At 42.5% G+C, this 23,076-nt stretch carries 20 protein-coding genes, 1 tRNA gene and 1 pseudogene; 19 read left to right on the top strand and 3 right to left on the bottom strand.

Annotation, left to right across the window (positions count from 1 at the left end):
• The first annotated feature begins 92 nt into the window (after positions 1-92).
• The 16 genes and pseudogenes from OGM16_17610 (at position 93) to OGM16_17535 (ending at position 16,686) form a co-directional block, all read left to right on the top strand.
• Positions 93-1,619 carry a sulfatase-like hydrolase/transferase gene (locus OGM16_17610; GenBank protein ID UYJ46565.1) on the top strand — a complete coding sequence of 509 codons (1,527 nt, stop codon included), beginning with the start codon at positions 93-95 and terminating at the stop codon, positions 1,617-1,619.
• A complete protein-coding gene (locus tag OGM16_17605) occupies positions 1,600-2,547 on the top strand; it encodes a sugar ABC transporter permease (GenBank protein UYJ46564.1) in 948 nt (315 codons plus the stop codon). The genes OGM16_17610 and OGM16_17605 overlap by 20 nt, the downstream gene beginning before the upstream one ends.
• Before the next feature lie 30 nt (positions 2,548-2,577).
• On the top strand, positions 2,578-3,402 hold the full coding sequence (locus OGM16_17600) for a carbohydrate ABC transporter permease (protein ID UYJ48505.1): 825 nt from the start codon (positions 2,578-2,580) through the stop codon (positions 3,400-3,402).
• A 44-nt stretch (positions 3,403-3,446) separates the two neighbouring features.
• The gene (locus OGM16_17595) at positions 3,447-4,946 is read left to right on the top strand and encodes an extracellular solute-binding protein (protein UYJ46563.1); all 1,500 of its coding nucleotides are present in this window, start codon (positions 3,447-3,449) and stop codon (positions 4,944-4,946) included.
• Positions 4,947-5,061: 115 nt separating this feature from the next.
• Positions 5,062-5,634 carry a chromate transporter gene (locus OGM16_17590; GenBank protein ID UYJ46562.1) on the top strand — a complete coding sequence of 191 codons (573 nt, stop codon included), beginning with the start codon at positions 5,062-5,064 and terminating at the stop codon, positions 5,632-5,634.
• Positions 5,631-6,185: a chromate transporter gene (locus OGM16_17585; GenBank protein ID UYJ46561.1), complete on the top strand. Its 555-nt coding sequence runs from the start codon at positions 5,631-5,633 to the stop codon at positions 6,183-6,185. Before OGM16_17590 ends, OGM16_17585 begins: the two co-directional genes overlap by 4 nt.
• A 313-nt stretch (positions 6,186-6,498) precedes the next feature.
• On the top strand, positions 6,499-7,869 hold the full coding sequence (locus tag OGM16_17580; protein ID UYJ46560.1) for a glycoside-pentoside-hexuronide (GPH):cation symporter: 1,371 nt from the start codon (positions 6,499-6,501) through the stop codon (positions 7,867-7,869).
• A 58-nt stretch (positions 7,870-7,927) separates the two neighbouring features.
• Positions 7,928-9,829 (top strand): beta-galactosidase, encoded by a 1,902-nt coding sequence (locus OGM16_17575; GenBank protein ID UYJ46559.1) that lies wholly within the window; start codon positions 7,928-7,930, stop codon positions 9,827-9,829.
• Positions 9,813-10,766, top strand: coding sequence for a beta-galactosidase small subunit (locus OGM16_17570; protein ID UYJ46558.1), 954 nt, complete (start codon positions 9,813-9,815; stop codon positions 10,764-10,766). Before OGM16_17575 ends, OGM16_17570 begins: the two co-directional genes overlap by 17 nt.
• 76 nt (positions 10,767-10,842) lie before the next feature.
• The gene (locus OGM16_17565) at positions 10,843-10,998 is read left to right on the top strand and encodes a hypothetical protein (GenBank protein UYJ46557.1); all 156 of its coding nucleotides are present in this window, start codon (positions 10,843-10,845) and stop codon (positions 10,996-10,998) included.
• Between the two features lie 103 nt (positions 10,999-11,101).
• Positions 11,102-12,025, top strand: a pseudogene (gene galE / locus OGM16_17560) (UDP-glucose 4-epimerase GalE).
• Positions 12,026-12,040: 15 nt separating this feature from the next.
• A complete protein-coding gene (locus OGM16_17555; protein UYJ46556.1) occupies positions 12,041-12,346 on the top strand; it encodes a hypothetical protein in 306 nt (101 codons plus the stop codon).
• Between the two features lie 522 nt (positions 12,347-12,868).
• Positions 12,869-12,952: transfer RNA gene (locus tag OGM16_17550), tRNA-Leu, on the top strand.
• A 115-nt stretch (positions 12,953-13,067) separates the two neighbouring features.
• The gene (locus tag OGM16_17545; GenBank protein UYJ46555.1) at positions 13,068-13,817 is read left to right on the top strand and encodes an ATP-binding cassette domain-containing protein; all 750 of its coding nucleotides are present in this window, start codon (positions 13,068-13,070) and stop codon (positions 13,815-13,817) included.
• Entirely contained in the window at positions 13,817-14,737 is a 921-nt protein-coding gene (locus OGM16_17540; protein ID UYJ46554.1) for a SufD family Fe-S cluster assembly protein, read from the top strand. Before OGM16_17545 ends, OGM16_17540 begins: the two co-directional genes overlap by 1 nt.
• 86 nt (positions 14,738-14,823) lie before the next feature.
• On the top strand, positions 14,824-16,686 hold the full coding sequence (locus OGM16_17535; protein UYJ46553.1) for a S8 family serine peptidase: 1,863 nt from the start codon (positions 14,824-14,826) through the stop codon (positions 16,684-16,686).
• Here OGM16_17535 and queF read toward each other — a convergent pair.
• Together queF and OGM16_17525 are read right to left on the bottom strand one after the other, a co-directional pair.
• The gene (queF, locus tag OGM16_17530; protein ID UYJ46552.1) at positions 16,683-17,180 is read right to left on the bottom strand and encodes a preQ(1) synthase; all 498 of its coding nucleotides are present in this window, start codon (positions 17,178-17,180) and stop codon (positions 16,683-16,685) included. The genes OGM16_17535 and queF overlap by 4 nt on opposite strands.
• A 12-nt stretch (positions 17,181-17,192) precedes the next feature.
• On the bottom strand, positions 17,193-17,693 hold the full coding sequence (locus OGM16_17525) for a QueT transporter family protein (protein ID UYJ46551.1): 501 nt from the start codon (positions 17,691-17,693) through the stop codon (positions 17,193-17,195).
• A 367-nt stretch (positions 17,694-18,060) separates the two neighbouring features.
• Here OGM16_17525 and OGM16_17520 point away from each other — a divergent pair, with 367 nt between their 5' ends.
• Entirely contained in the window at positions 18,061-19,704 is a 1,644-nt protein-coding gene (locus OGM16_17520) for a SulP family inorganic anion transporter (GenBank protein UYJ46550.1), read from the top strand.
• 46 nt (positions 19,705-19,750) lie between these two features.
• Here the strand turns inward: OGM16_17520 and OGM16_17515 are convergent, their stop codons facing one another.
• A complete protein-coding gene (locus tag OGM16_17515) occupies positions 19,751-21,061 on the bottom strand; it encodes an MATE family efflux transporter (protein UYJ46549.1) in 1,311 nt (436 codons plus the stop codon).
• Between the two features lie 474 nt (positions 21,062-21,535).
• Here OGM16_17515 and OGM16_17510 point away from each other — a divergent pair, with 474 nt between their 5' ends.
• Together OGM16_17510 and OGM16_17505 are read left to right on the top strand one after the other, a co-directional pair.
• Entirely contained in the window at positions 21,536-22,408 is an 873-nt protein-coding gene (locus OGM16_17510; GenBank protein ID UYJ46548.1) for a DUF3137 domain-containing protein, read from the top strand.
• 46 nt (positions 22,409-22,454) lie between these two features.
• The gene (locus OGM16_17505) at positions 22,455-22,991 is read left to right on the top strand and encodes a hypothetical protein (protein UYJ46547.1); all 537 of its coding nucleotides are present in this window, start codon (positions 22,455-22,457) and stop codon (positions 22,989-22,991) included.
• The last annotated feature ends 85 nt before the right edge of the window (positions 22,992-23,076 follow it).

Below are 23,076 nucleotides of genomic sequence, written 5' to 3'. Positions count from 1 at the left end.
ATGCCAAAAGCAATTATGTTGATTGCGGGAAAGTAATAATATAGCTACTATTGATTTATAAAGCAATGAATCCATAAAAGGAGAGAGTCTCATTGAAAAAACAGATTATTCTATTGATGACGGATACAACCAGAAAAGATATGGTGGGGTGTTATGGTAATAAAAAAATGATCACCCCCAATTTGGATGCGTTGGCACAAGAGGGAATCCGATATGAAAATGCGTATACTTGTCAACCTGTTTGTGGTCCGGCGCGAAGTGCAATTTTTACAGGTACATTTCCTCATACAAATGGCATGGTTACGAATGGGGTTCCACTGGGGGCAAATGTAAAAACGATTGGTCAGCGGTTAACAGATAACGGAATCAAATGTGGATATATAGGAAAATGGCATCTAGATGGTGGAGATTATTTTGGTTTAGGCTGTTGCCCAGCAGGATGGGATGTAGATTATTGGTATGATATGAGATGCTATCTAAATGAACTGAATGAAGAGCAACGTAGACGTTCCAGACAGCCAGAGGAATCTTATCAGCCAGATTTTTCTGAAGGTTTTACATATGCCCATAGATGCTCGGATCGAGCAATTAAATTTTTAGAGCAATATAAAGAGGAAGATTTTTTTCTTACGGTATCATATGACGAACCACATGGGCCATCGCTATGTCCGGCACCGTACAATACCATGTACAAGGACTTTAAATTTGAATCTTCTGCTAAATTTACGGATACCTTGGATAATAAGCCATTAATGCAGCGACTTTGGGCAGGGGACAGACTGACAGAGGACGAAAGTCAGATTAATCAGAGTTCTGATGGCTTGGCATTGTTTTTAGGATGCAACAGTTATGTGGATTATGAAATAGGAAGAGTTCTGAATGTGATTAAGGAAAAGCTGCCTAATGCCATGATTATTTATACCTCCGACCATGGGGATATGTTGGGAGCTCACAGATTGTTTTCTAAAAACGCAGCCATTTATGAAGAAGTTGTTAATATTCCGCTGATCATTAAAGGGGGGGAAAGGGGAAAGGTAGTTACAGCACCGGCATCTCATATTGATATTGCGCCGACAGTCATGGAGTATTTTGAACTGCCAATTCCGAAGCTGCTGGAAGGAAAGAGCATGCTTCCACAAATATACGATACAACATTAAAAATAAACAGCGAAGTCTATACAGAATTTACCAGATATGAGATAGACCACGATGGATTTGGAGGGCTTCAAATCATGAGGGGTGTTATTTCAGAAAACTATAAATTGGCAGTTAATTTACTTGATAAAGATGAATTTTACGATTTAAAAAAAGATCCTGATGAAATGGTAAATGAAATTGATAATCCGGAATACCTGGAAATTATCTGCAAATATCATAAAAAACTGGTTACACATATGAATGATACAAGAGATCTGTATCGAGGTTATCAGTGGTCACTTAGAGATTGGAATAAAGGATACATTCCAAGGTGGGATAATGAAGGGTTTACGCGACAGCGGGAAAATGAAGAATACGAACCACGTCAGCTTGACTATGATACAGGATTACCTATGAAAAAAGCAGTCAGAAGCAAGTATCTATATGAAATGGGGGAGAATAATGACAAAGGTAAAGTCTGAAATAAGATTGGAAACGAGGAATATTCGATTTAAACGACAATTAAAATTAAATGCCTGGTGTTGGTTGTTCATGTCATTAGCAGTTGGCTTTTATGTTTTGTTTCAAGGATATCCTATTATATGCAGCATTCAATACTCTTTGTTAGATTGGTCAGGCATGACATCTAATGCGACTTTTGTCGGTTTGCAAAATTATAAAGAACTGATGCATGATGACTTATTCTGGAATGCCTTTATAAACAGTTTTAAATATATGGTGATGATAGTTCCTTTGGAACTGGCGGTATCTTTGTTTCTTGCATATCTTTTAAATGATGAAAAAATGAAAGGCCGTGGATTATATCGTACAATGTATTTTGTCCCTGTAGTCACGACAGCCTCTGTAGTAGGAATTATCATGATATTTATTTTGGGAGTACAAGGACCAGTAAATCATCTTTTGATTTCCTTGCACATTCTGAAAAATCCAATAAATTTTCTTGGAAATGCAAAGTATGCGTTGCCTACGTTAGTGATTATTTCTCTTTGGAAGGACTGTGGTACCTATATGATCTATTGGTTGGCAGGATTGCAGGGAGTTTCCCAGGATGTATATGAAGCTGCGACTATTGACGGTGCAAACAGAAGTCAGACATTTTTACATATCGTATTGCCTCTGATCGCACCAACAGGAGGAATCATTGCAATCCTGTGTGCTATTAATTCATTAAAAGTGTTTGACATTGTTAAGACAATGACAGAGGGCGGACCTTATTATGCAACTGATGTGATTGCGACTTACGTCTACAGAACGGCGTTTTCAAGTGAGGTTGGAATGCCCAGACTTGGTTATGCAAGCGCAGCGGCTTTGTTTTTTGGAGGCGCAGTTATAATAGTCGGATTGCTTCTAAATGTTATTAAAGGCCATCTGCAAAAGAAGGCACAATAGGGGGTGAAGTAATTGAGCAAAGAAAAAAGAATTCATATTGTAAAATCAATTATTAAGCATGCTTTACTGCTCTGCGTGGGGTTTTTCTGGATATATCCGTTTTTGTGGATGATTTCTGCTTCGTTTAAAGGGCAGAATGAATTTTTCCAGAACCGCCTAGGATTGATTCCATTGGTACCAACAATTGATAATTTTATACGCATATGGCAAAAAGCAGATTTTGGAACCTACTTCATTAACACTATTATTGTAACTGTATTTTCGGTCATTATAGTTTTAATTATGACTATGACGGCTGGATACGCCATGGGACGTTACAAATTTGTTGGAAGAAATATTTGTATGGCGGTATTTTTGGGAAGCATTGCAATTCCACTGGTAAGTACAATCATTCCAACCTATGAAGTTGTCAAAGGGATGAATCTGGTAGGTACTAAGCTGGGATTGATCCTATCTCAGGCCGGTGGAGCACATGTTATCTTTCTGTTACTGTTCACCAGTTTTTTCCAATCCGTACCGAAAGAGTTGGAAGAGGCGTCTAAAATAGATGGATGTAATTATTTTCAGACGTTTTATTACATTATGATGAGGCTGTGTAAGCCTGTTGCAACGACAGTTGTTATTATGGAAACTATTTGGGCATGGAACGCTTTTATGATTCCTTTAGTGTTGACACTGAATAACCCATCTTCCAGAACATTGGCAGTTGGCTTATATGCATTTAAAGGGGAAAACACGGTTGATTGGACAGGAATTGCAGCTGGCGGTTCGATTGCTGTAATACCGATCATTATATTATTCATTTTTATGCAAAAGCATTTTGTAGAGGGAATTGCTGGAGCTGTTAAGAGTTGATAAGAACAATCCACCAAATCACATATAAGAGAGGAGAATTAGGAATGAGATTAAAAAAAATGACAGTATCGTTGCTGGCTGCTGCAATGGCAGTGACAACATTGGCAGGATGTGGGGCAATGCCGTCAACCGGGAATGCGAATGGGAACGGCGCCAGTGAAAATACAGGTGTTGCATCAAAAGAGGAAGAGAAAACGGATGGACAGATAACGCTTCAAGTTGTAGATTGGAGTGATGGGTCTGCAGCACAGAGAGAAGAGTTTCATAAGAAATTTGAGGAAACACATCCTAATATTAAAATTGAATACACCATGCTTACGGTAGATCAGTTCAAGAATACTATCGTTACAATGATCAAATCAGGGGAAGGTCCTGACCTGTTTCCCATTCCGGTAGGTCTTACACTAGATACTGCAGTAGAAGAGGGCTGGTTTCAGCCGATTAATGACTATGTAACAGATGATTTTAGAGAAAAATTTGATCCGGCAGCTTTTGCAGAAGGAGTTACGGATATTGGGGATGAATGGTATACTGTTACCGAACAAATGCCGATAATTCAGTGCCTATTTTTCTACAATAAGAGCATCTTGGAGCAGGCAGGCGTAAATGAGATACCTAAAACTTATTCGGAGTTTAGAGAAGCTTGCAAAAAAGTGACCGAGATGGGGAATGGAAACATTTATGGCCTGATCGATGGGGGCAAGCAGATGAACCGCATGGATGTTATGGCAAGATCTCTGGCTGCTGCAGCTGGCGGTAAGGTGGCTGCAACGCAGAAGGTACTGACAGATAATGGAGTGGCACCTTACGATAGTAAGGAAATGAATGAAGCGCTTGGCCTTATTAAAGGATTGGTAGATGATGGAAGTATTCATCCGGATACCATTAACGTGAGTGCACCAGAAGCAAGAGAATTGTTTGCACAGGGACAAGCAGCATTTCTCTGCCAAGGAATGTGGTGTGTATCCCAGTGGGATGCAAATTATCCTGACCTCAAATATGGAGTTATGGCAGTTCCTGTTCCTGATGGGGTAACAAATACTTATGTTCAGGCGGGCGAATTGTCTCCTTGGATGGGCATCTATAAACAATCTAAACATCCCAAGGAAGCGGCTGAATATTTAATGGCATTATATGATGAACGGTATGGATACCAGCAGAGCAATGTAGAAAGCGGAAGTTTTGTTTCTTGTATTCCTGAAATCAACGAAAAATATATGACGAATGAACATATGAAGGAGTATTATACTATTGCTGAAGAAACATCTAGGGTAGTACCTACTTTAGTAAAAAGAGATGAAAAGGCAAATGATTTCTATGCAGAAGTAAAAGACGTGCAGCCTAGCTTAGGTGCAATTGTGCAAGGCATTATTTCCCAGAGTCTTACCGATTATAGTAGCGCATTAAAAACACTGGCAGATGATACAACTACAGAATGGAAACGCGCATCGGAGGCAGTAGGAATGGATTATAGTTCCTTGGAGTTTCCTAACTGGGATGTGACAAAAGACTACACAGATGCAGATTATGCAGCATTAAAGTGATTTAGAAAAAAGAAAATAAGGAAAATGATGCGATGATTTGAGGTTTATAAAATTCGCATCATTTTCTGCTGGTTATATATAAAAGTTAAAGTCTTAAAACTGTTGAGAGAGATTTATGGACGAAAAAAAGCGGAAAACAATATTATGGAAACTGTTCATATCTACGCTATATTTAAGTGCGTTTACTTTCGGTGGTGGATATGTCATTGTTACGCTGATGAAAAATAAATTTGTAGATGAATACCATTGGATAGAAGAAAATGAAATGCTTGATTTAGTGGCAATAGCACAATCCTCCCCCGGGGCCATTGCGGTAAACGGAGCAATCGTTGTAGGTTATAAACTGGCGGGTGTTGTGGGAATATTCATAACAATTCTGGGAACCATTCTGCCACCTTTTATTGTTTTGACAGTAGTATCTATATTTTATAATGCGTTTAAAAGCGATTGGTTGATCAGCCAGTTGCTTGAAGGAATGCAGGCAGGGGTGGGTGCAGTAATAGCATCTGTCACGGTGGATATGGCAGCACCAATTGTTAAAGAGAAGAACCATCTGTCTTTGATCATTATGTGTGTAGCATTTATTGCAGCATGCGTGTTTAGCGTAAATGTAGTGTATATTGTAATAGCATGTGGGGTAATTGGTGTAATACGCACACTTCTATTAAAAAGGAGAAGCGTAAAATGATGTATTTACAATTATTCTTGAGCTTTATTCAGGTCGGAATATTCAGTTTTGGCGGTGGATATGCAGCTATGCCGTTGATTCAGAGTCAGGTAGTTACTAACCATAGGTGGCTTACCATGTCAGAATTTACAGATCTTATTACAATATCGCAGATGACCCCCGGACCTATTGCAGTTAATTCGGCAACTTTTGTAGGACTCAAGATTGCAGGTGTACTCGGGGCAGTGGTCGCTACGTTTGGATGCATTTTGCCGTCCTGTATTATTGTAACCGTGTTAGCAAAATTGTATCTAAAGTATAGAAGCGTGGATATGATGCAGGAGGTATTGCATTCACTTCGCCCTGCAGTAGTAGCAATGATAGCGTCAGCGGGAATTTTGATTCTTATGACGGCTTTTTGGGGAAATGGTACGGTTACCTTTGTTAAAACAAAATGGGTTATGGTTTTAATTTTTATTATATGTGTAGCTTTATTGCGGAAAACAAGAATGAATCCTATTTGGGTCATGGTATTGGCAGGGATAATGAAAGTAATCCTATCGTTTGCATAAATTTTGATATGTTCACAGTGAATTGCCCATTTAATTTCTGATCCTTGCGGAAGAAATTCCATAATATCATAATGTCTAATAAAACTGTGGGACACACGGGGATAACTCGCTTATGCTTTGCCCTATAGGGCAATCGAACGAAAAGCTCACACTTCAAGTGTTGGCTAAGTGGTGGGAGTATGTAACCCCCTATCATTTTGTGCATATTCTGTCTCATAAAAGATATGGAGTTTTCCCACGCATTTTTGTATAGTAGTTACAACGTATTGAAAAGGCAGGATGACAAAGACTATTATATGAAAAGAGGATTAAAATGGAAGAGAAGACATACCTGAAATGGCATAACAAAGTGGGGTACGGAAGCGGTGATATTGCAGGAAACTTAGTTTATGCGTTCCTGTCATCTTTTGTCATGATTTACCTGACAAATACAATTGGCTTAAATTCAGGAATCGTTGGCACATTAATTGCAGTATCCAAATTATTTGATGGTATAACGGATATTTTTTTTGGAACCATGATCGACCGGACAAAGAGCAAAATGGGTAAGGCAAGACCCTGGATGTTTTATGGTTTCTTTGGCTGTGCTATCACGCTCTACGGAGTTTTTGCGATCCCTACTAATATGGGTAAAACTGCGCAGTATGCCTGGTTCTTTATTTGCTATACCCTGTTAAACGCAGTATTCTATACGGCAAATAACATCGCATATGCAGCACTGACTTCTCTGGTAACAAAGAACAGTAAAGAACGAGTGCAGATGGGTTCTTTCCGTTTCATGTTTTCCTTTGGTACAAACCTTGCAATTCAGTCTATTACTGTAGGAGCAGTTGAGCTTCTTGGTAACGGTGCAACAGCATGGAGAATCATTGCGCTCATTTACTGTGTGATCGGTATCATCACCAATACGCTTGCTGTATTTTCCGTAAAAGAACTTCCGGAAGAAGAATTGAAATCTAATGGTTCTATGGGGATTGAGGATGATAAGCTTTCTTTCAAGCAGACTGTAAAGCTGCTGTTTGAGAACAAGTATTTTTCCATGATTTGTGTGATCTACATTCTGCAGCAGCTTCGTGCAGCAATGGTTAATGTGGGAATTTTCTTTATGACCTATGTTCTTTTAAATAAGAATTTATTTGGTGTGTTCTCCTGGGCTAACAATATCCCTCTGATCATTGCTCTGGCGATCACACCAATGCTGGTAGCAAAGACAAATGGAATGTACAAGCTGAACAAATACAGCTATGTATTTGCAAGCTTCTCCCGTCTGTTGGTAGTGTTTGCAGGTTATATGGGAAGTATCCCGTTGATGTTGTTATTTATCGCAATGACCTCCTTAGGTGAAGGTCCGTGGCAGGGAGATATGAGTGCTGTTATTGCACAGTGTTCCGAGTATACCTATTTAAAGAGCGGAAAACGTATTGATGGTTCCATGTTCTCATGCACTTCCATGGGTATAAAACTTGGCGGTGGTATCGGTATTGCTCTTTCCGGATGGCTGCTTGACATCAGTGGATATATCAATATGGACAACGCGGTTCAGCCGGCCAGCTGTATCAAAATGATGTATTTTATGTACCTCTGGCTGCCATTTATCTTTGATATCATCATTACGGTTATCCTTTCTTTCTTGAATGTGGAGGGTGCAAACCGCGAATTAATTGAAAATATGCAGGAATCATAAATCAATAGCCTCTAAAGTTTTCTTTAGGGGCTTATTTTAGAAAAGGAGAAGATAGAACATGAATGCAGATATGAAATGGTTGGATAATCCGGAAGTATTCCGGGTAAATCAGCTGGAAGCGCACAGCGATCATACTTATTATGAAAGCTATGAAGCACTGGAAAAGAAGGAAAATGCACTAATCCAGTCTTTAAATGGACAGTGGGAATTTGCTTTCAGTAAGAATGTTAAGAGCAGACCGGAAAACTTCTATGAAGAGGATTTTGATGCGAAAAACTTTGATAAGATTATGGTGCCGGGCCATATTGAACTGGCTGGATATGATAAGATCCGCTACATCAATACCATGTACCCATGGGAGGGAAAAGAATACCGCAGAGGCGCCTACAGTATGGAGAGCACCGGAGACGGAGCCGGAATGTTCAGCGAAGCTGAGTATAATCCGGTAGGTTCCTATATCAAACGCTTTGATCTGGATCCGGAGCTGTGTTCCAAGAGAGTCCGTATCTGCTTTGAAGGCGTGGAAGAGGCAATGTATCTGTGGCTGAACGGTCAGTTCGTAGGATATGCAGAGGACAGCTTTACTCCTTCCGAGTTTGATCTGACACCATTCATCCGGGAAAAGGGCAATGTACTGGCGGTACAGGTGCATAAGATGAGTACGGCAGCATTTCTGGAAGATCAGGATTTCTTCCGCTTTTTTGGAATTTTCAGAAATGTTACCCTGCGTGCGGTTCCTAAGATTCATCTGGAGGATGTGTGGTTCCGCCCGGAATTGTATAAGGATAATGCGAGCGGCAAATTATCCGTAAATCTGAAAGTATCCGCACCAGAGAACCGGAAGATCAATGCCCGGTTTGTGTTAAAGGATCAGGAAGGCAGTGTTGTGCTGGAAAAATCTGCTGCCCTGCAGGAGAAAAACGGAATCTACACTGAAGAAATTCAGACAGATGATGCGCAGGTAAAAGCCTGGGACAACCATCACCCATATCTGTATCATGCATATGTGGAGCTGACGGATGAAAGCGGAAATCTGGCTGAAGTAGTACCGTATGACATCGGCTTTAGACGGATCGATGTGATCGACAAGGTGATCCATTTAAATGGGAAACGCCTGGTCCTGACCGGTGTGAACCGTCACGAGTGGAGCCCTAAAACAGGCCGCTGCATCAGTATGAACGAAATGAAGTCCGATATTGAATGCATCTTAAGAAATAATATCAATGCCGTGCGCACCTGCCATTATCCGGATCAGATCCCGTGGTATTATATGTGCGACGCAGCAGGAATCTATATGATGGCTGAAAACAACTTAGAAAGCCACGGAACCTTCCAGAAGCTTGGTGCGATCGAACCTTCCTGCAACGTGCCGGGATCAATCCCGCAGTGGAAAGAGGCTGTGGTAGACAGAGCCAGAAGCAACTTTGAAACGTTTAAAAACCATACCGCCATTTTATTCTGGTCCCTGGGAAATGAGTCCTATGCTGGGGATGATATCGAGACCATGAACACCTATTATAAAGAGAAACAAGACGGCCGCCTGATCCATTATGAAAGCTCCTTCTATAACAGAGCTTATGAAGACACAATTTCCGATGTGGAAAGCCGTATGTATGCAAAGCCGTATGAGATCGAAGAATATTTGGACAATGATCCGAAGAAGCCTTACCTCTTATGTGAGTTCATGCATGACATGGGAAACTCCATGGGTGGACTTGGCACCTATATGCACCTGATTGATAAATATGACATGTACCATGGTGGATTTATCTGGGACTTTATTGATCAGGCACTTTATGTGAAGGATGAAGTTACGGGGAAAGAAGTGCTCCGCTATGGTGGAGACTTTGATGACAGACCTTCCGATTATGAATTTTCAGGAGATGGAATTGTATTTGCAAACCGTGTGGAGAAGCCGGCTATGCAGGAAGTGAGGTATTATTATGGTTTATACAGATAATGGGAAATTGAGAGTGGTTTATGGTGACTATGTGCTCGGTGTACACGGAAAAGGGTTCGACTATACGTTCTCTTATGCTCAGGGCGGTCTGGAGTCTATTGTAAAAAACGGCTATGAATGGCTGTACCGTTGCCCGAAGCCGACCTTCTGGAGAGCACTGACAGATAATGACCGGGGAAGCAAATTCCATATTAAAAGCGGCAGCTGGATGGCAGCAGATACGTTTATCGACTGTCAGAATGTCGAAGTCATCATGGACGGTGAAATGCAGAAGCAGTATGCTCCGGACAATAATATCTATGGGGGCGATGTATCTGCAAATGAGATCATTGTAAAATTCACCTATAAGACCATCAGCAATCCTTCCGCGACGGTTCTGGTAAGCTATACTGTGACCGGAAACGGAAAAATCAGGGTGGATGTAGAATACCACGGAGTAAAGGGTCTCCCGGAGCTTCCTGTGTTTGGCATGAGATTCATTATGCCGACACTTGCAGACAGCTACATGTATGAGGGCTTATCCGGAGAAACCTATCCGGACCGGAAAGCAGGCGCTGTAAAAGGGGTATATCAGGTGAGTGATTTAAGCCTTACCCCATACCTTGTTCCGCAGGATTGTGGAATGCATATGGATACGGACTGGCTGGAGGTTGCGAGATATACGAGTCTTGATAACAGCAGAAGGGATTATTCTTTGCAGATCTTAAAAATTGAAAAAACAGACGAGCCGTTTGCTTTTTCCTGCCTGCCATATACAGCAGAAGAGATTGAAAACGCAACACACTATGAAGAACTGCCGCCGGCAAGAAGGACTGTTCTGTGCGTTTGTGGCGCAGTAAGAGGTGTTGGTGGAATTGACAGCTGGGGAAGTGACGTGGAGGAAGCATACCGCATCAATGCAGAAAATGTTATTTCCTATTCCTTTGCCATCTGTTAAGCCTCCGCGCAACCGGAAAAATGACCATCGTGTGAAACGAAATGGAAACATCTGTGTATTGTATGGGGAATGAAAAATGAATCTGGAAGAACGTATAAAAGCAGGCATGCTGTTTTATGAATCCGGGCATGTAGATCCGGTCAATCAGGAGATAGAAGAACGCCTGGAAAATGAGCGGAAAGACTGCAAAGAATTGATGTTTGATTATAATCACTGCAGACCGGGAGATTAGGATCGGCGGCTAAAAATTTTAAAGGAACTGCTTGGTTCTTGTGGGGATCATGTGTATATCGAAGATGGGCTCCATATGTCTTACGGGAAGCATGTATATTTAGGTGATTATTTCTATGCAAATTTTAATCTGACAATCTGGATTTAGGAAAGCTGTTCATCCAGAAGCTAAATTTTACCAGGGTGATATCCGGGACAGAGCTTTTATGGATTCTGTATTTGAAAAAGAAGATATCGACGGTGTCATTCACTTTGCAGCAAGTTCCCAGGTCGGGGAAAGCATGAAGGACCCGCTTAAGTATTACAGTAATAATTTATGCGGTACCGAGGTGCTTTTGGAGAGCATGGTGGCTCATGGAATTGACAAGATCGTCTTTTCGTCCACAGCGGCAACGTATGGAGAGCCTGAGAGCATTCCAATCCTGGAAACCGATCCGACTGTTCCGACCAACTGCTATGGCGAAACGAAGCTGTCCATGGAAAAAATGTTCCACTGGACCTCCATCGCACACAATTTAAGATATGTTTCCCTGCGCTACTTTAATGCCTGTGGCGCGCATCCGAATGGAAAAATTGGTGAGGCTCATAATCCTGAAACACATCTGATCCCGCTGATTCTTCAGGTACCGAACCACCAGAGAGAGTATATTTCCATTTTCGGTACGGATTATGATACAAAAGATGGCACCTGCGTAAGGGATTATATCCATGTCAATGACCTCGCTCAGGCACATATTCTGGCTATGAACTATCTGCGAAACGGCGGAAAGAGCGATATCTTTAACCTTGGAAACGGAGTCGGCTTTACTGTGAAAGAGGTTGTGGAAACTGCCAGAGAAGTAACCGGACATCCGATCCCTGCAAAGGAAGAAGCACGAAGAGCAGGAGATCCATCAACTCTGATTGCTTCCAGTGGAAGAGCAAAAGGTATCCTGGGATGGAAACCGCAGTATGCAGATCTGAGAGTAATCATTGAAACAGCCTGGAAATGGCATCAGGCCCATCCACATGGGTACAAAGCTGATTAAAGGGGGAAGATTGCTATGATCAATACACAGATCAATGAACTTGTGGCTTATGGCTTAAAATGTGGTCTGGTATCAAAGGATGATCAGATTTTTGTGACAAATCAGTTATTAGACCTCTTTCGTCTTTCGGAGTTTCATGAAGAAGAAATCCTGAAAAGCCGGCCATTAGCTGAAATTCTGGAAGATATGGTCTCTTATGCTCATCAGCAGGGAATTCTAGAAGAAGATACCATCGCTTGGAAAAATCTATTTGATACCAGGATCATGGGGCTGTTAACTCCGCTGCCGTCTGTTGTCAGATCCAGGTTTCAAAGCCTTTAAGGGAAGAATTGCTTTCGGACGGTTTATCGAAACTTTGTAAAAGCCGATACGAACTGACCGGTCAGCAGGCGGTTTAAATTTTATATTTTTACAAAACCTTCCTATAATGGCATGTACATAAAATCAATACTTTAGGACTTGACATTATAGAAAGGGGCCTTTACCGGATATATTTCCGGGCAAAGGCTCCTTTTTGCGAGGTCGTTGTTATTTCATTGGATATGAGTAGCCATGGTGAGATTTTTTTGAGAGAAAATACAGAAGATGAACGTCCTGCTATGTCACTTTTCAGGTAGAGACCGGTGATCAGATGTCTTGAGCTGGGGCCTTTAAAATGCTGTGGAAAAATTGGGCTAAATGAAATTGTGTACATTTAACACAATTTTGTATTATTTAATGTGATCGCACATAAACTAAAATGAGTGTATTCGCCTTTTCAAAAAATTCAAAATCACTGTTGACAAACGATCTGTTTTACGATATAATCATCTACGTTGCTTAAGAAAATAGCAACGCAGAGATGCAGAAGTGGCGGAATTGGCAGACGCGCACGGTTCAGGTCCGTGTGGTAGTAATACCTTGAGGGTTCGACTCCCTTCTTCTGCAGGAGATGAGCAGGAGGTCAGGAAACTGGCTTCCTGTTTTTGCTTTCCGGATATTTTGGAGAAGATAAGCGGAAAGCTATTATTTGAAATAATAAAGAAAGGTGGGGGTACAGCAGATGCTGGAATTAAAACATCTCTCCTTTGAAGTAAATGATGACAAGGGAGAAAAAGGAATTATCAAAGATATCAGCCTGAAAGTGAATGACGGCAAATTTGTGGTCATTACAGGACCAAACGGAGGTGGAAAATCCACCACAGCAAAGCTGATCATGGGGATCGAACGTCCGACCGGCGGTCAGATTTTCTTTGACGGAGAAGATATTACAGAGAAGAACATTACGGAAAGAGCAAGAATGGGCATCAGTTTTGCTTTCCAGCAGCCAGTCCGTTTTAAAGGTGTTCAGGTGTTAGACCTTCTGCGTCTGGCATCAGGAAAGAAGCTATCAGCAGCGCAGGCATGCCAGTATTTGTCTGAGGTAGGACTTTGCGCAAAAGATTATATCAACCGTGAGATCAACGCAAGTCTTTCAGGCGGTGAATTAAAGAGAATTGAGATCGCTACTGTTATTGCAAGAAATGCAAAGCTTTCTGTTTTTGATGAACCGGAAGCGGGGATCGATCTTTGGAGCTTCCAGAACCTGATCCAGGTATTTGAGCGTATGAGAAAGAATAATAATGGCTCCATTCTCATTATTTCCCATCAGGAGCGTATTTTAAATATTGCAGATGAGATCGTTGTGATCGCAGATGGCAAGATAATAAAACAGGGAACCAGAGAAGAGATCATGCCTGAAATTATGGGAACCGCAGCAGCAGTAGGCGTTTGTTCCGGTTTTACGGGAAATGACGGAAAGGAGGATCAGTAATGATGGATCAGATCCAGGAGAGACTTCTTGCAGAAGTAGCTGACCTTCACGGAGTACCGGAAGGTGCTTACAATATCCGTGCTAACGGGAAAATGGCTGGAAGAAGTACCACAGCCAACATTGATATTACAACTAAAACAGATAAACCGGGAATTGATATTAAGATCAAGCCGGGAACAAAGCATGAAAGTGTCCATATTCCGGTAGTGGTAAGTGCCAGCGGATTAAAAGAAATGGTTTACAATGATTTCTACATTGGTGAAGACTCTGATGTAGTGATCGTAGCAGGCTGTGGTATCCACAACTGTGGCGATCAGGACTCTGAGCATGACGGCATCCACAGATTTTTCATTGGAAAGAATGCGAAAGTTAAATACGTAGAAAAGCATTACGGTGAAGGTGACGGTACAGGAAAACGTGTTCTAAACCCGGGAACAGAAGTATATATGGAAGAAAACAGCCAGATGGAAATGGAGATGGTCCAGATCAAGGGTGTTGACTCTACCATCCGGACCAATACAGCGAAACTGGCAGCAGGTGCCAGACTGGTAGTAAGAGAGCGTCTTCTCACTCATGGTGCCCAGGTAGCTGAAAGTATCTATGAGGTAGAGTTAAATGGGGAAGGCTCCAGTGCCGATGTAGTATCCCGTTCCGTTGCTAAGGGAACCTCCAAACAGACCTTCCGTGCCAGCATTGCAGGAAATGCAAAATGCAGCGGTCATACAGAATGTGACGCCATTATCATGGATGATGCAAAGATCCTGGCAGTTCCGGGACTGGAAGCAAACGACGTAGATGCAGCTTTGATCCATGAGGCAGCTATCGGAAAGATTGCCGGTGAGCAGCTGATCAAACTGATGACATTGGGACTGACTGAGGAAGAGGCAGAAAATCAGATCATTAATGGATTTTTGAAGTAAGACAGATCCGAAAATGTCATATTAGCTATGTTTTGATGCATAAGTATTTGGGAAAGGGCGTAAGAAAGCAGGAAAATATAACAGATATGGCAATTGCAGCCAATACAGCCAATACAGACCAGAAGAGGGAAAATCTTTTAAACCTGTCTTTAAGCGTATCAGAAGAAGAGCGGATGCGTTCTGAAAGTCTGGAAACCGGCTTTGACCGGGAAGAACGGACATGGGAGCTGATCGTTAAGTATTTTGGTGATCTTAGTGGATTGCGGGAACGGGGCATCCGGGTACGGGAATTGTTAAATGGTTATGGTATACTGAAGGTGCCGGAATATCTGGTGGACTTTGTTACAAACTTACCGGAAATTGAATATATAGAAAAACCTAAGAGGCTGTTCTTTGCTGTAAATCAGGCAAGAGCAGCCTCTTGTTTATTGGACGTGCAGCAGGGGATTGGTGGAGAAACTGCAAATTCAAACCCTTTAGAAAATATATTTGGTATGGACGGGGGCACTGTGACGGAAAGAGTATCAGCAGAGGCTAAGCTGCCAACGGATCTGACTGGAAAAGGCGTTCTCATTGCTATTATCGATTCCGGTATTGATTACCTTCATCCGGATTTTCAAAATTCAGACGGCACCAGCCGCATCTTGTATCTATGGGATCAGAACCGGGATATTGTATACACGAAAGAGGAGATAAATGAGGCTCTGTCAGCATACAGGGAAGGTTCTGGGGGGCGAAACAGGGCTGCGGCACTGCAGATTGTTCCTTCTGCGGATACAAGTGGCCATGGAACGGCAGTATCTGCTATTGCAGCAGGAAATGGCAGAGGAAGCAGCGGGTTATACCGTGGTGTAGCCTATGAAAGTGAGCTAATGGTGGTAAAACTGGGTATCCCCCTTGCAGATAATTTCCCCAAAACTACCCAGTTGATGGAAGCAGTAGATTTCGTCCTTCGCACAGCCAGACAGCTGGGACGGCCGGTGGCAGTGAATTTAAGCTTTGGAAATACCTACGGTTCTCACGACGGAACCAGTCTTTTAGAAACCTTTTTAGATGATATGACAGGATATGGCAGAAATGTGATCATAGCGGGAACCGGAAATGAGGGAGCCGGAGCAGGTCATACAGGCGGTCTGCTGGAAATGGGAAGAGAGCAGGTCATAGAACTGTCTGTATCTGCTTTTGAAAATAGTTTTGGGGTGCAGTTGTGGAAATCTTATGCAGATATATTTTCTATTTCCCTAAGATCGCCTTCAGGTGCTATTATAGGAACCTTACAGGAAAATCTGGAGAAACAGCGTTTTAGAAGTGAAAATACACAGATCCTGAGTTATTATGGAAAACCTTCTCCTTACAGCATGGCGCAGGAGGTATATTTTGATTTTATACCAACAGGAGATTATATAGACAGCGGCATCTGGCAGTTTATCCTGACACCGGAAAGGATCATTACCGGTCAGTTTGATTTGTGGCTTCCTTCCAAAGCTGCATTAAATAATGATACCCGCTTTTTAAAAAGTACCCCGGAAACTACATTGACTATTCCCTCTACAGCCAGAAAAATTATTTCTGCAGGCGCCTATGACTTTCGCACAAGAGCTTATGCTGACTTCTCAGGCCGTGGTTTTACCCGGCAGACCAATCAGGTAAAACCAGATCTGGTGGCTCCGGGGGTGAATATCATCACAGCCGGAAACAGGGGCGGCTACGAAGCTGTCACAGGAACATCTTTCGCAACGCCCTTCGTTACCGGAGCGGCAGCACTTTTGATGCAATGGGGGATCATCAACGGAAACGATCCGTTTCTATACGGTGAAAAAGTAAAAGCCTACCTCATCCGTGGCGCCAGACATTTACCGGGATATGATATCTGGCCAAATGAGCGGGTGGGGTATGGCAGTTTATGTGTATCGGAAAGCCTTCCTTTGGGGAGTGGGAGAGAGGGCTAACGGTTATCGATCTTTTCCGGATACATATCGTGGTGTGTCAGACGGTCAAAAGCCACTTTTTCCCATAATGTATCTTTTTTTCCATAGTTACAGTAGGGATCAATGGATATACCGCCGCGAGGGGTGAATTTTCCCCAGACTTCAATATATTTTGGGTCCATCAGACGGATCAGGTCTTTCATAATAATATTGACACAATCTTCATGAAAGTCACCATGGTTGCGGAAACTGAACAGATACAATTTCAAGGATTTACTCTCTACCATGCGTTCACCCGGAACATATGAAATATAGATCGTAGCAAAATCAGGCTGTCCGGTTTTTAGACAAAGGCTGGTAAATTCAGGACAGTTAAACTTTACAAAATAATCATTTTCAGGGTGTTTATTGGGAAAAGTTTCCAGGACTTCCGGAGCATAGTCTGCTCTGTATACATTGTTTTGGTTTCCTAAAAGGCTGACGCCTTCCAGTTCTTTTTCATTTCTTCCAGTCATTTTCATATCCCCCTATGCGTTGCTTATAGAATGTTTTGGGTAAAATACCTGTTCAAGTGCCTTGGACAGTGCTACGCCGCATACAGCAGGTACTGTTTGTCCGATACACAGGCTAAGTGCCAGTGCCCCATAAGGCATGTGGACCATAGGTGACAGCCATAGTGCGACACCAAGGCCCGGTACAAGCGTGATCGGGAAAAAGATCATAAAACGCGGCAGGTGGAATTTTTTGATCAGCATGACAATACCAGATGTTACAATGCCGACGATAAAACCTCCGACCATGTCAATGATGCCGAAACCTCCAAGCATATTTGCGATGAAATTAGCGAGACCAAGCGGGATAACCAGGAACGGAAAAAGATAAGAAAGGGCATATAAAGAAGTTACAATGCGGATCTGATAAGCCCCAAAAGAAAAACTTTGTGTCATAAATAAAATAATAACATAAAGCGCGATCACAATGCCGGAAGTTGTAAGTTTCCGGACGTTAGTAAAAGTTTGATTTTCCATGTTTGTTCACCTCCAAAATATAATCACAACAACAATTGATCATAGTTAATATTTGTTGTCCCTAGTTTTATTTTGTGACAGGATGGTCTCGAACTGTCAATCGCATCTGGAAGTTACAGACCTGAGTAGTATAGAACAAAATGGAGATGAAAGCAAGGAGTTTTTAATTATCTTCCAGATGAGTATGTGATAAGCATGTGGCATATTTGATGACAGCGGGAGAACTGGCTTTTGCAGATGAGGCGGAGAAAAATGTATTTTAATAAAAACATGGGAAATACCGGTTTATTAACGTTTTCTTTATGTTATAATCAGATTTACGTGTGTAAAAAGCAGAAACAAAGGAAAATGAAAGGAAAAAGGTAAAATGAGCAACTTAAAACCCATGTTACTAACAGCCTTAAAGTCCTATAACAAATCCCAGTTTGTGAAAGATGTGACAGCAGGTATCATTGTGGCGATCATTGCACTTCCACTGTCTATCGCTCTGGCACTGGCATCTGGCGTAGGTCCTGAGGCAGGTATTTTTACAGCTATCGTAGCTGGATTCGTTATCTCCGCATTGGGCGGAAGCAGTGTACAGATTGCCGGACCGACTGCAGCATTTGCAACCATCGTAGCAGGTATCGTGGCAAGAGATGGAATGGACGGTCTTGTGATCGCAACGGTTCTTGCAGGTGTATTCCTGATTCTTATGGGAATCTGCCGTTTCGGAAGCCTGATCAAGTTTATCCCGTACACCATCACAACCGGTTTTACCTCCGGTATTGCTGTTACCATTGTGATCGGGCAGTTAAAGGACTTTTTTGGTGTGACCTATCCGGAAGGTGTCCGTCCGATCGAGACCATGGAAAAGCTGGCAGCATTTCTGGAAAATGTTGGAACTGTTAATCCGGCAGCTCTCATCGTAGGAACTGTAAGCCTGGCAATCCTGATCATTTCCCCTTATATTTTTAAGAAGATACCAGGTTCCCTGATCGCAGTTATCGTTGGTATTTTTATGGTGAAATTCCTTCCGTTAAAGGTTTCTACCATTGGAAATCTGTACACTATCAGCAATGCACTGCCATCTTTCCATCTGCCGGCAGTTAACTTTGAGATCGTGCAGGCAGCTATTCCAAATGCATTTACCATTGCTATCCTGGCAGCCATTGAGTCTTTGCTTTCCTGTGTAGTCGCAGATGGCATGATCAATGGAAAACACCGCTCTGATATGGAATTAGTGGCACAGGGAGCGGGAAATATTGCATCTGCGTTATTTGGCGGCATCCCGGCTACAGGCGCTATTGCACGTACAGCGGCTAACATTAAAAATGGCGGCCGTACACCAGTTGCAGGTATGGTCCATTCCATTACGCTGGTAATCGTACTGGTAGTGCTGATGCCTTATGCAGGTATGATCCCAATGCCTACCATTGCAGCCATCCTGTTTATCGTAGCTTATAATATGTGCCAGTGGCGTACTTTTTTACAGTTGGTAAAAACAGCTCCAAAGAGCGATATACTGGTTCTGGTAGTTACTTTTGTACTGACTGTAGTATTTGACCTGGTGGTTGCGATAGAAATAGGCATGATCCTTGCATGTCTGCTGTTCATTAAGAGAATGAGCGAAGAAACCAAGGCAGAAAGCTGGGTATATACTGATGATGATACAGTAGCAGTTAATGAAAATCTGCGTATGCTTCCGGCAGCCATCCGCGTTTATGAAGTAAGCGGTCCTTTATTCTTCGGTGCTTCTGATGCCATTGAGCACATTGTTGTGGAAGAAAGTGCAAAATGCCTGGTACTGCGTATGAGGGCAGTACCGGCACTGGACAGTACAGCCATGAATGCCCTGACAGCACTTACAAAGACCTGTGAAAGCAAGGGTGTGACCATTGTATTCTCCCATGTAAATGAGCAGCCTATGAAGGCAATGAAAAAAGCCGGATTTACTGAACTGGTGGGAGCAGAGAGTTTCTGCCCGAATATCACAGCTGCGCTGGAAAGAGCAGAAGAGATCATTAAATAAAATAATACATAACACAAAAAAGCCAGAAGGCTGTTGTGAACCGATATCACAGCAGTCTTCTGGTTTTTATAATAAGTGGGATGATCATTAAGATCCACACAATAGGCTCTGCCATAATAATTCCCCAGTACTGGAAGATGCGGGCAAGAAGAAAAGCACAGATCACTTTTCCAATCAGCTCGATCAAACTGGAAAATACAGGAGTAATGTGATCTCCCATTCCCTGAAGGCCATTTCTTAAAACAGAGATGGCAGCAGGGGCAAAATAGAATAAAGAATCTGTTTTTAAGTACCAGGATGCATTGGAAAGAACCACCGGATTTTTAGAACTAGTTACCAGCCATATAAGCCATGGGGAAGCTGTATAGCTTAAAAGGATCATTCCCAATGACCAGATCCAGGTAAGGATCAGTGCCTGGCGGATACCGGTGCGGATGCGGTCTTTCTTACCTGCCCCCATGTTTTGGCCGCAGTAGGTTGCCATGGTCACGCCCATAACAGAAAAAGGAAGCATGAAAAATTCTGTAATCTTGCGGGCGGCTGTATGAGCAACGATAATGTCCTGTCCAAAGGTATTGATGGCACACTGAAGAGACAGTGTCCCGAAAAATACAAGGGACATCATAGCTGCCATGGAAAGTCCGGAAGCATACAGCGCTTTGATCTCACATGGTTTAAGCTTAAAGTCCGGGAGCGAAAAACGGAAAACAGGATACCGTTTAAACATATAGACCAGGCTTATGAGCGCGGAAAGCGACTGGGATAATACAGTGGCCCAGGCAGCGCCTGCTACGCCAAAACCGAATTTTAATATAAAAAGCAGGTCCAGGGCAACATTTAATACTGCTGCAAAAAGCAGGAACAAAAGAGGGGCAGTGGTATCGCCTACAGCCCGAAGGATAGAGGCACAGCCATTGTAAAGCATAGTGGCTAAAAGACCTAAAAGAACAGCACGTATGTAGGCTGTGGACTGGTCCATTAATGCATCCGGCACATTCAGCAGTTTTAAAATAAAGGGCAGACTGCCTACGCAGGCAGCTGTAAGAAGCAGGGCTGTGATCCCGCCTAAAAGGAGACATCCGGCCCCGTATCGGGTTACACCCCGCTTATCTCCGGCTCCAAACTGCCGTGCAATGAGAAGAGCAAAACCATTTGTAAGTCCGGACAAAAATCCGATAAATAAAGTGCTGATAGAAGTAGTAGCGCCTACTGCAGCCAGAGCCGCTTCCCCTAAGGTGCTGCCTACTACACGGGTATCTGCCAGACTGTAACACAACTGGAAAATATTTCCAAGAGCCACAGGAACGGCAAAGGAGATCATTACTTTTGAGGGAGAACCCTTTGTTAAATCTTTCATAAAATCATACTTTCCTGAATTTTTATTACTGTAACGAATTTTTTAATCTGTTTGTAAAGGGGTATGCCGCCTGATGGTGACATTATCATAAATAAAAGTCAGTAGGTATCGTATCATAAAAATGAGAGGGAATCAATGAAAGAAAATAAGTATATTGTGGTATGCAAACATGATTAAGAAGAATCTTGCCAGTATTACCCAATTCCTAACCTTTGGTTAATAGTTATCTTATAGGATCCATCGTACAATAACAATACGGTGGATTTCTTTTATTTCAGAATACATGCGAGGGAGGAATGTATAAAGAAAAAAACAAATAATTCTGTTTCAGCTGAACCTGTCAGGATGACAGATGCTGAACTGGCAAAGAAGTTGGGGCATTATCAGGCGGTAGAAGGCATTGATACATTAGCAGCTTGGAGACTATTTTCACACAGAACTATGGATTCCATGGAATAAGGAGAGGAAAAGATTATGAAAGAGCAGAAAATGACAGATGAGCAGTTATCACAGGAACTGAATAAGAGCAAAGGCGGCAGGATAGGCGGAAAACTTCTTTCGTTACTGGGCGGAGCTGTAATCCTATTTGGCATTATCCTGGGGGGCAATATGGCGTTGATTATTATAGGCGCTGTATTGCTGGGGCTGGGCCAGATGACCCAGGGCAAAGCCGGGGATAAAGCAAACAAACAGGCATATGATACCATTGTGCCGGAAATTGTGGACAATATTTTTACAAACATACAAATGGATCCGCTACCTCATCTTCTGGATGCAAAAGATACGAATATTCCGCTGCCCAGTCATAGTTACTGCAGTGGCAGCGGATACATCAGGGGAACATATCATGGACTGACGTCAGAGCTGTGTACCATTAAGCTGACGGATGTTGATGAATTCCAGCGTGAGGAGACCGGGCTGTGGGAAAAGAATGAACGTGAGATTTATAGGGGACAATGGATGCTGTGCGAACTTGAACAGGAATTTCCGACCTGGTTGACTTTCTGGCCGAGGGATAAAATGGATAAGCTGTTTCATGCCAGGACGATCAAAACCGGAAATGAAGCCTTTGATAAGCGGTTTAATCTGAGCAGTGATAATGAACAGGAAGCTCTTCACATTCTGAAGATCAGCCGGATAGAGCGTATCATGGAACTGGCAGATAATTCTTTTGGAAAATTTGCTGTCAATCTGAACCAGGATGGAAAAATATATATTGCAGTCCACAGTGGGCATGCATTTTTTGATATTGGTAAGGGAAAAGAAGATCCTGGACAGTTGCGCCAGCGTTATATTCGCGAGCTGAACTGGTTTACAGACCTGGTGGACGTGTTCCGTTCTGTGTAAAGGCAGTGAAAGTTTAAGAAAGCACATTAGTGGCAGAAGGAGGCATATGAAAAGGATTACGATCATAGTGTGCGGTTTCAGCCTTGCGATCGCGCTGGTAGCGCTGCCGTTCCAATATATGGAACATATTACATCAGGCCTGGGTTTCAGCCTTGCTGCAGTGCTTTTGGCCTGGATTGGCATTCTTCAAAGAAAAAGCTCACAAGAGACTTATAAGCATGATGTGAGGTTATACTTAGCCAGTACCCTGATGAAAGTTGTAGATGTAGAAGAGTCTGAATTTGAAAGTTGGGAAAATCAGCCTGAGGGAAGTTCACGGCTGCGCCGCGAAAAGATATATCTTCCGACTTACGAATATGCGGTGAATGGTAAAAAATACTGGTATTACAGCCGCAAGTCAGTTTCTGGCAAAGGAGATGTGGGAAAGCAGGTAGTTGGATATTATGCTCCAAACAGGCCGGATATCATCACAGAAAACCGCCCGGGAAAGCCTGTGTTTGGAGGATTCCTGTGTTTTTTCGGTGCTGTGGTTTGCCTGATTTTCAGTATGCTGGTATTTACTGGAATGATGGTCAGCTGTTGATTACAAAAGCAGGAAGATTTCTATTGCAATTTCCGGAAAATAGTATTATAGTTACCTGTCTTTCGGAGTTGAACTGAAGAAATAG

This window comes from Lachnospiraceae bacterium, assembly GCA_025758065.1.
In the GTDB taxonomy this organism is placed as follows: domain Bacteria; phylum Bacillota; class Clostridia; order Lachnospirales; family Lachnospiraceae; genus Enterocloster.
The sequence above is the reverse complement of the archived record's forward strand: the minus strand, read 5'-3'. Positions and strand labels throughout refer to the sequence as shown.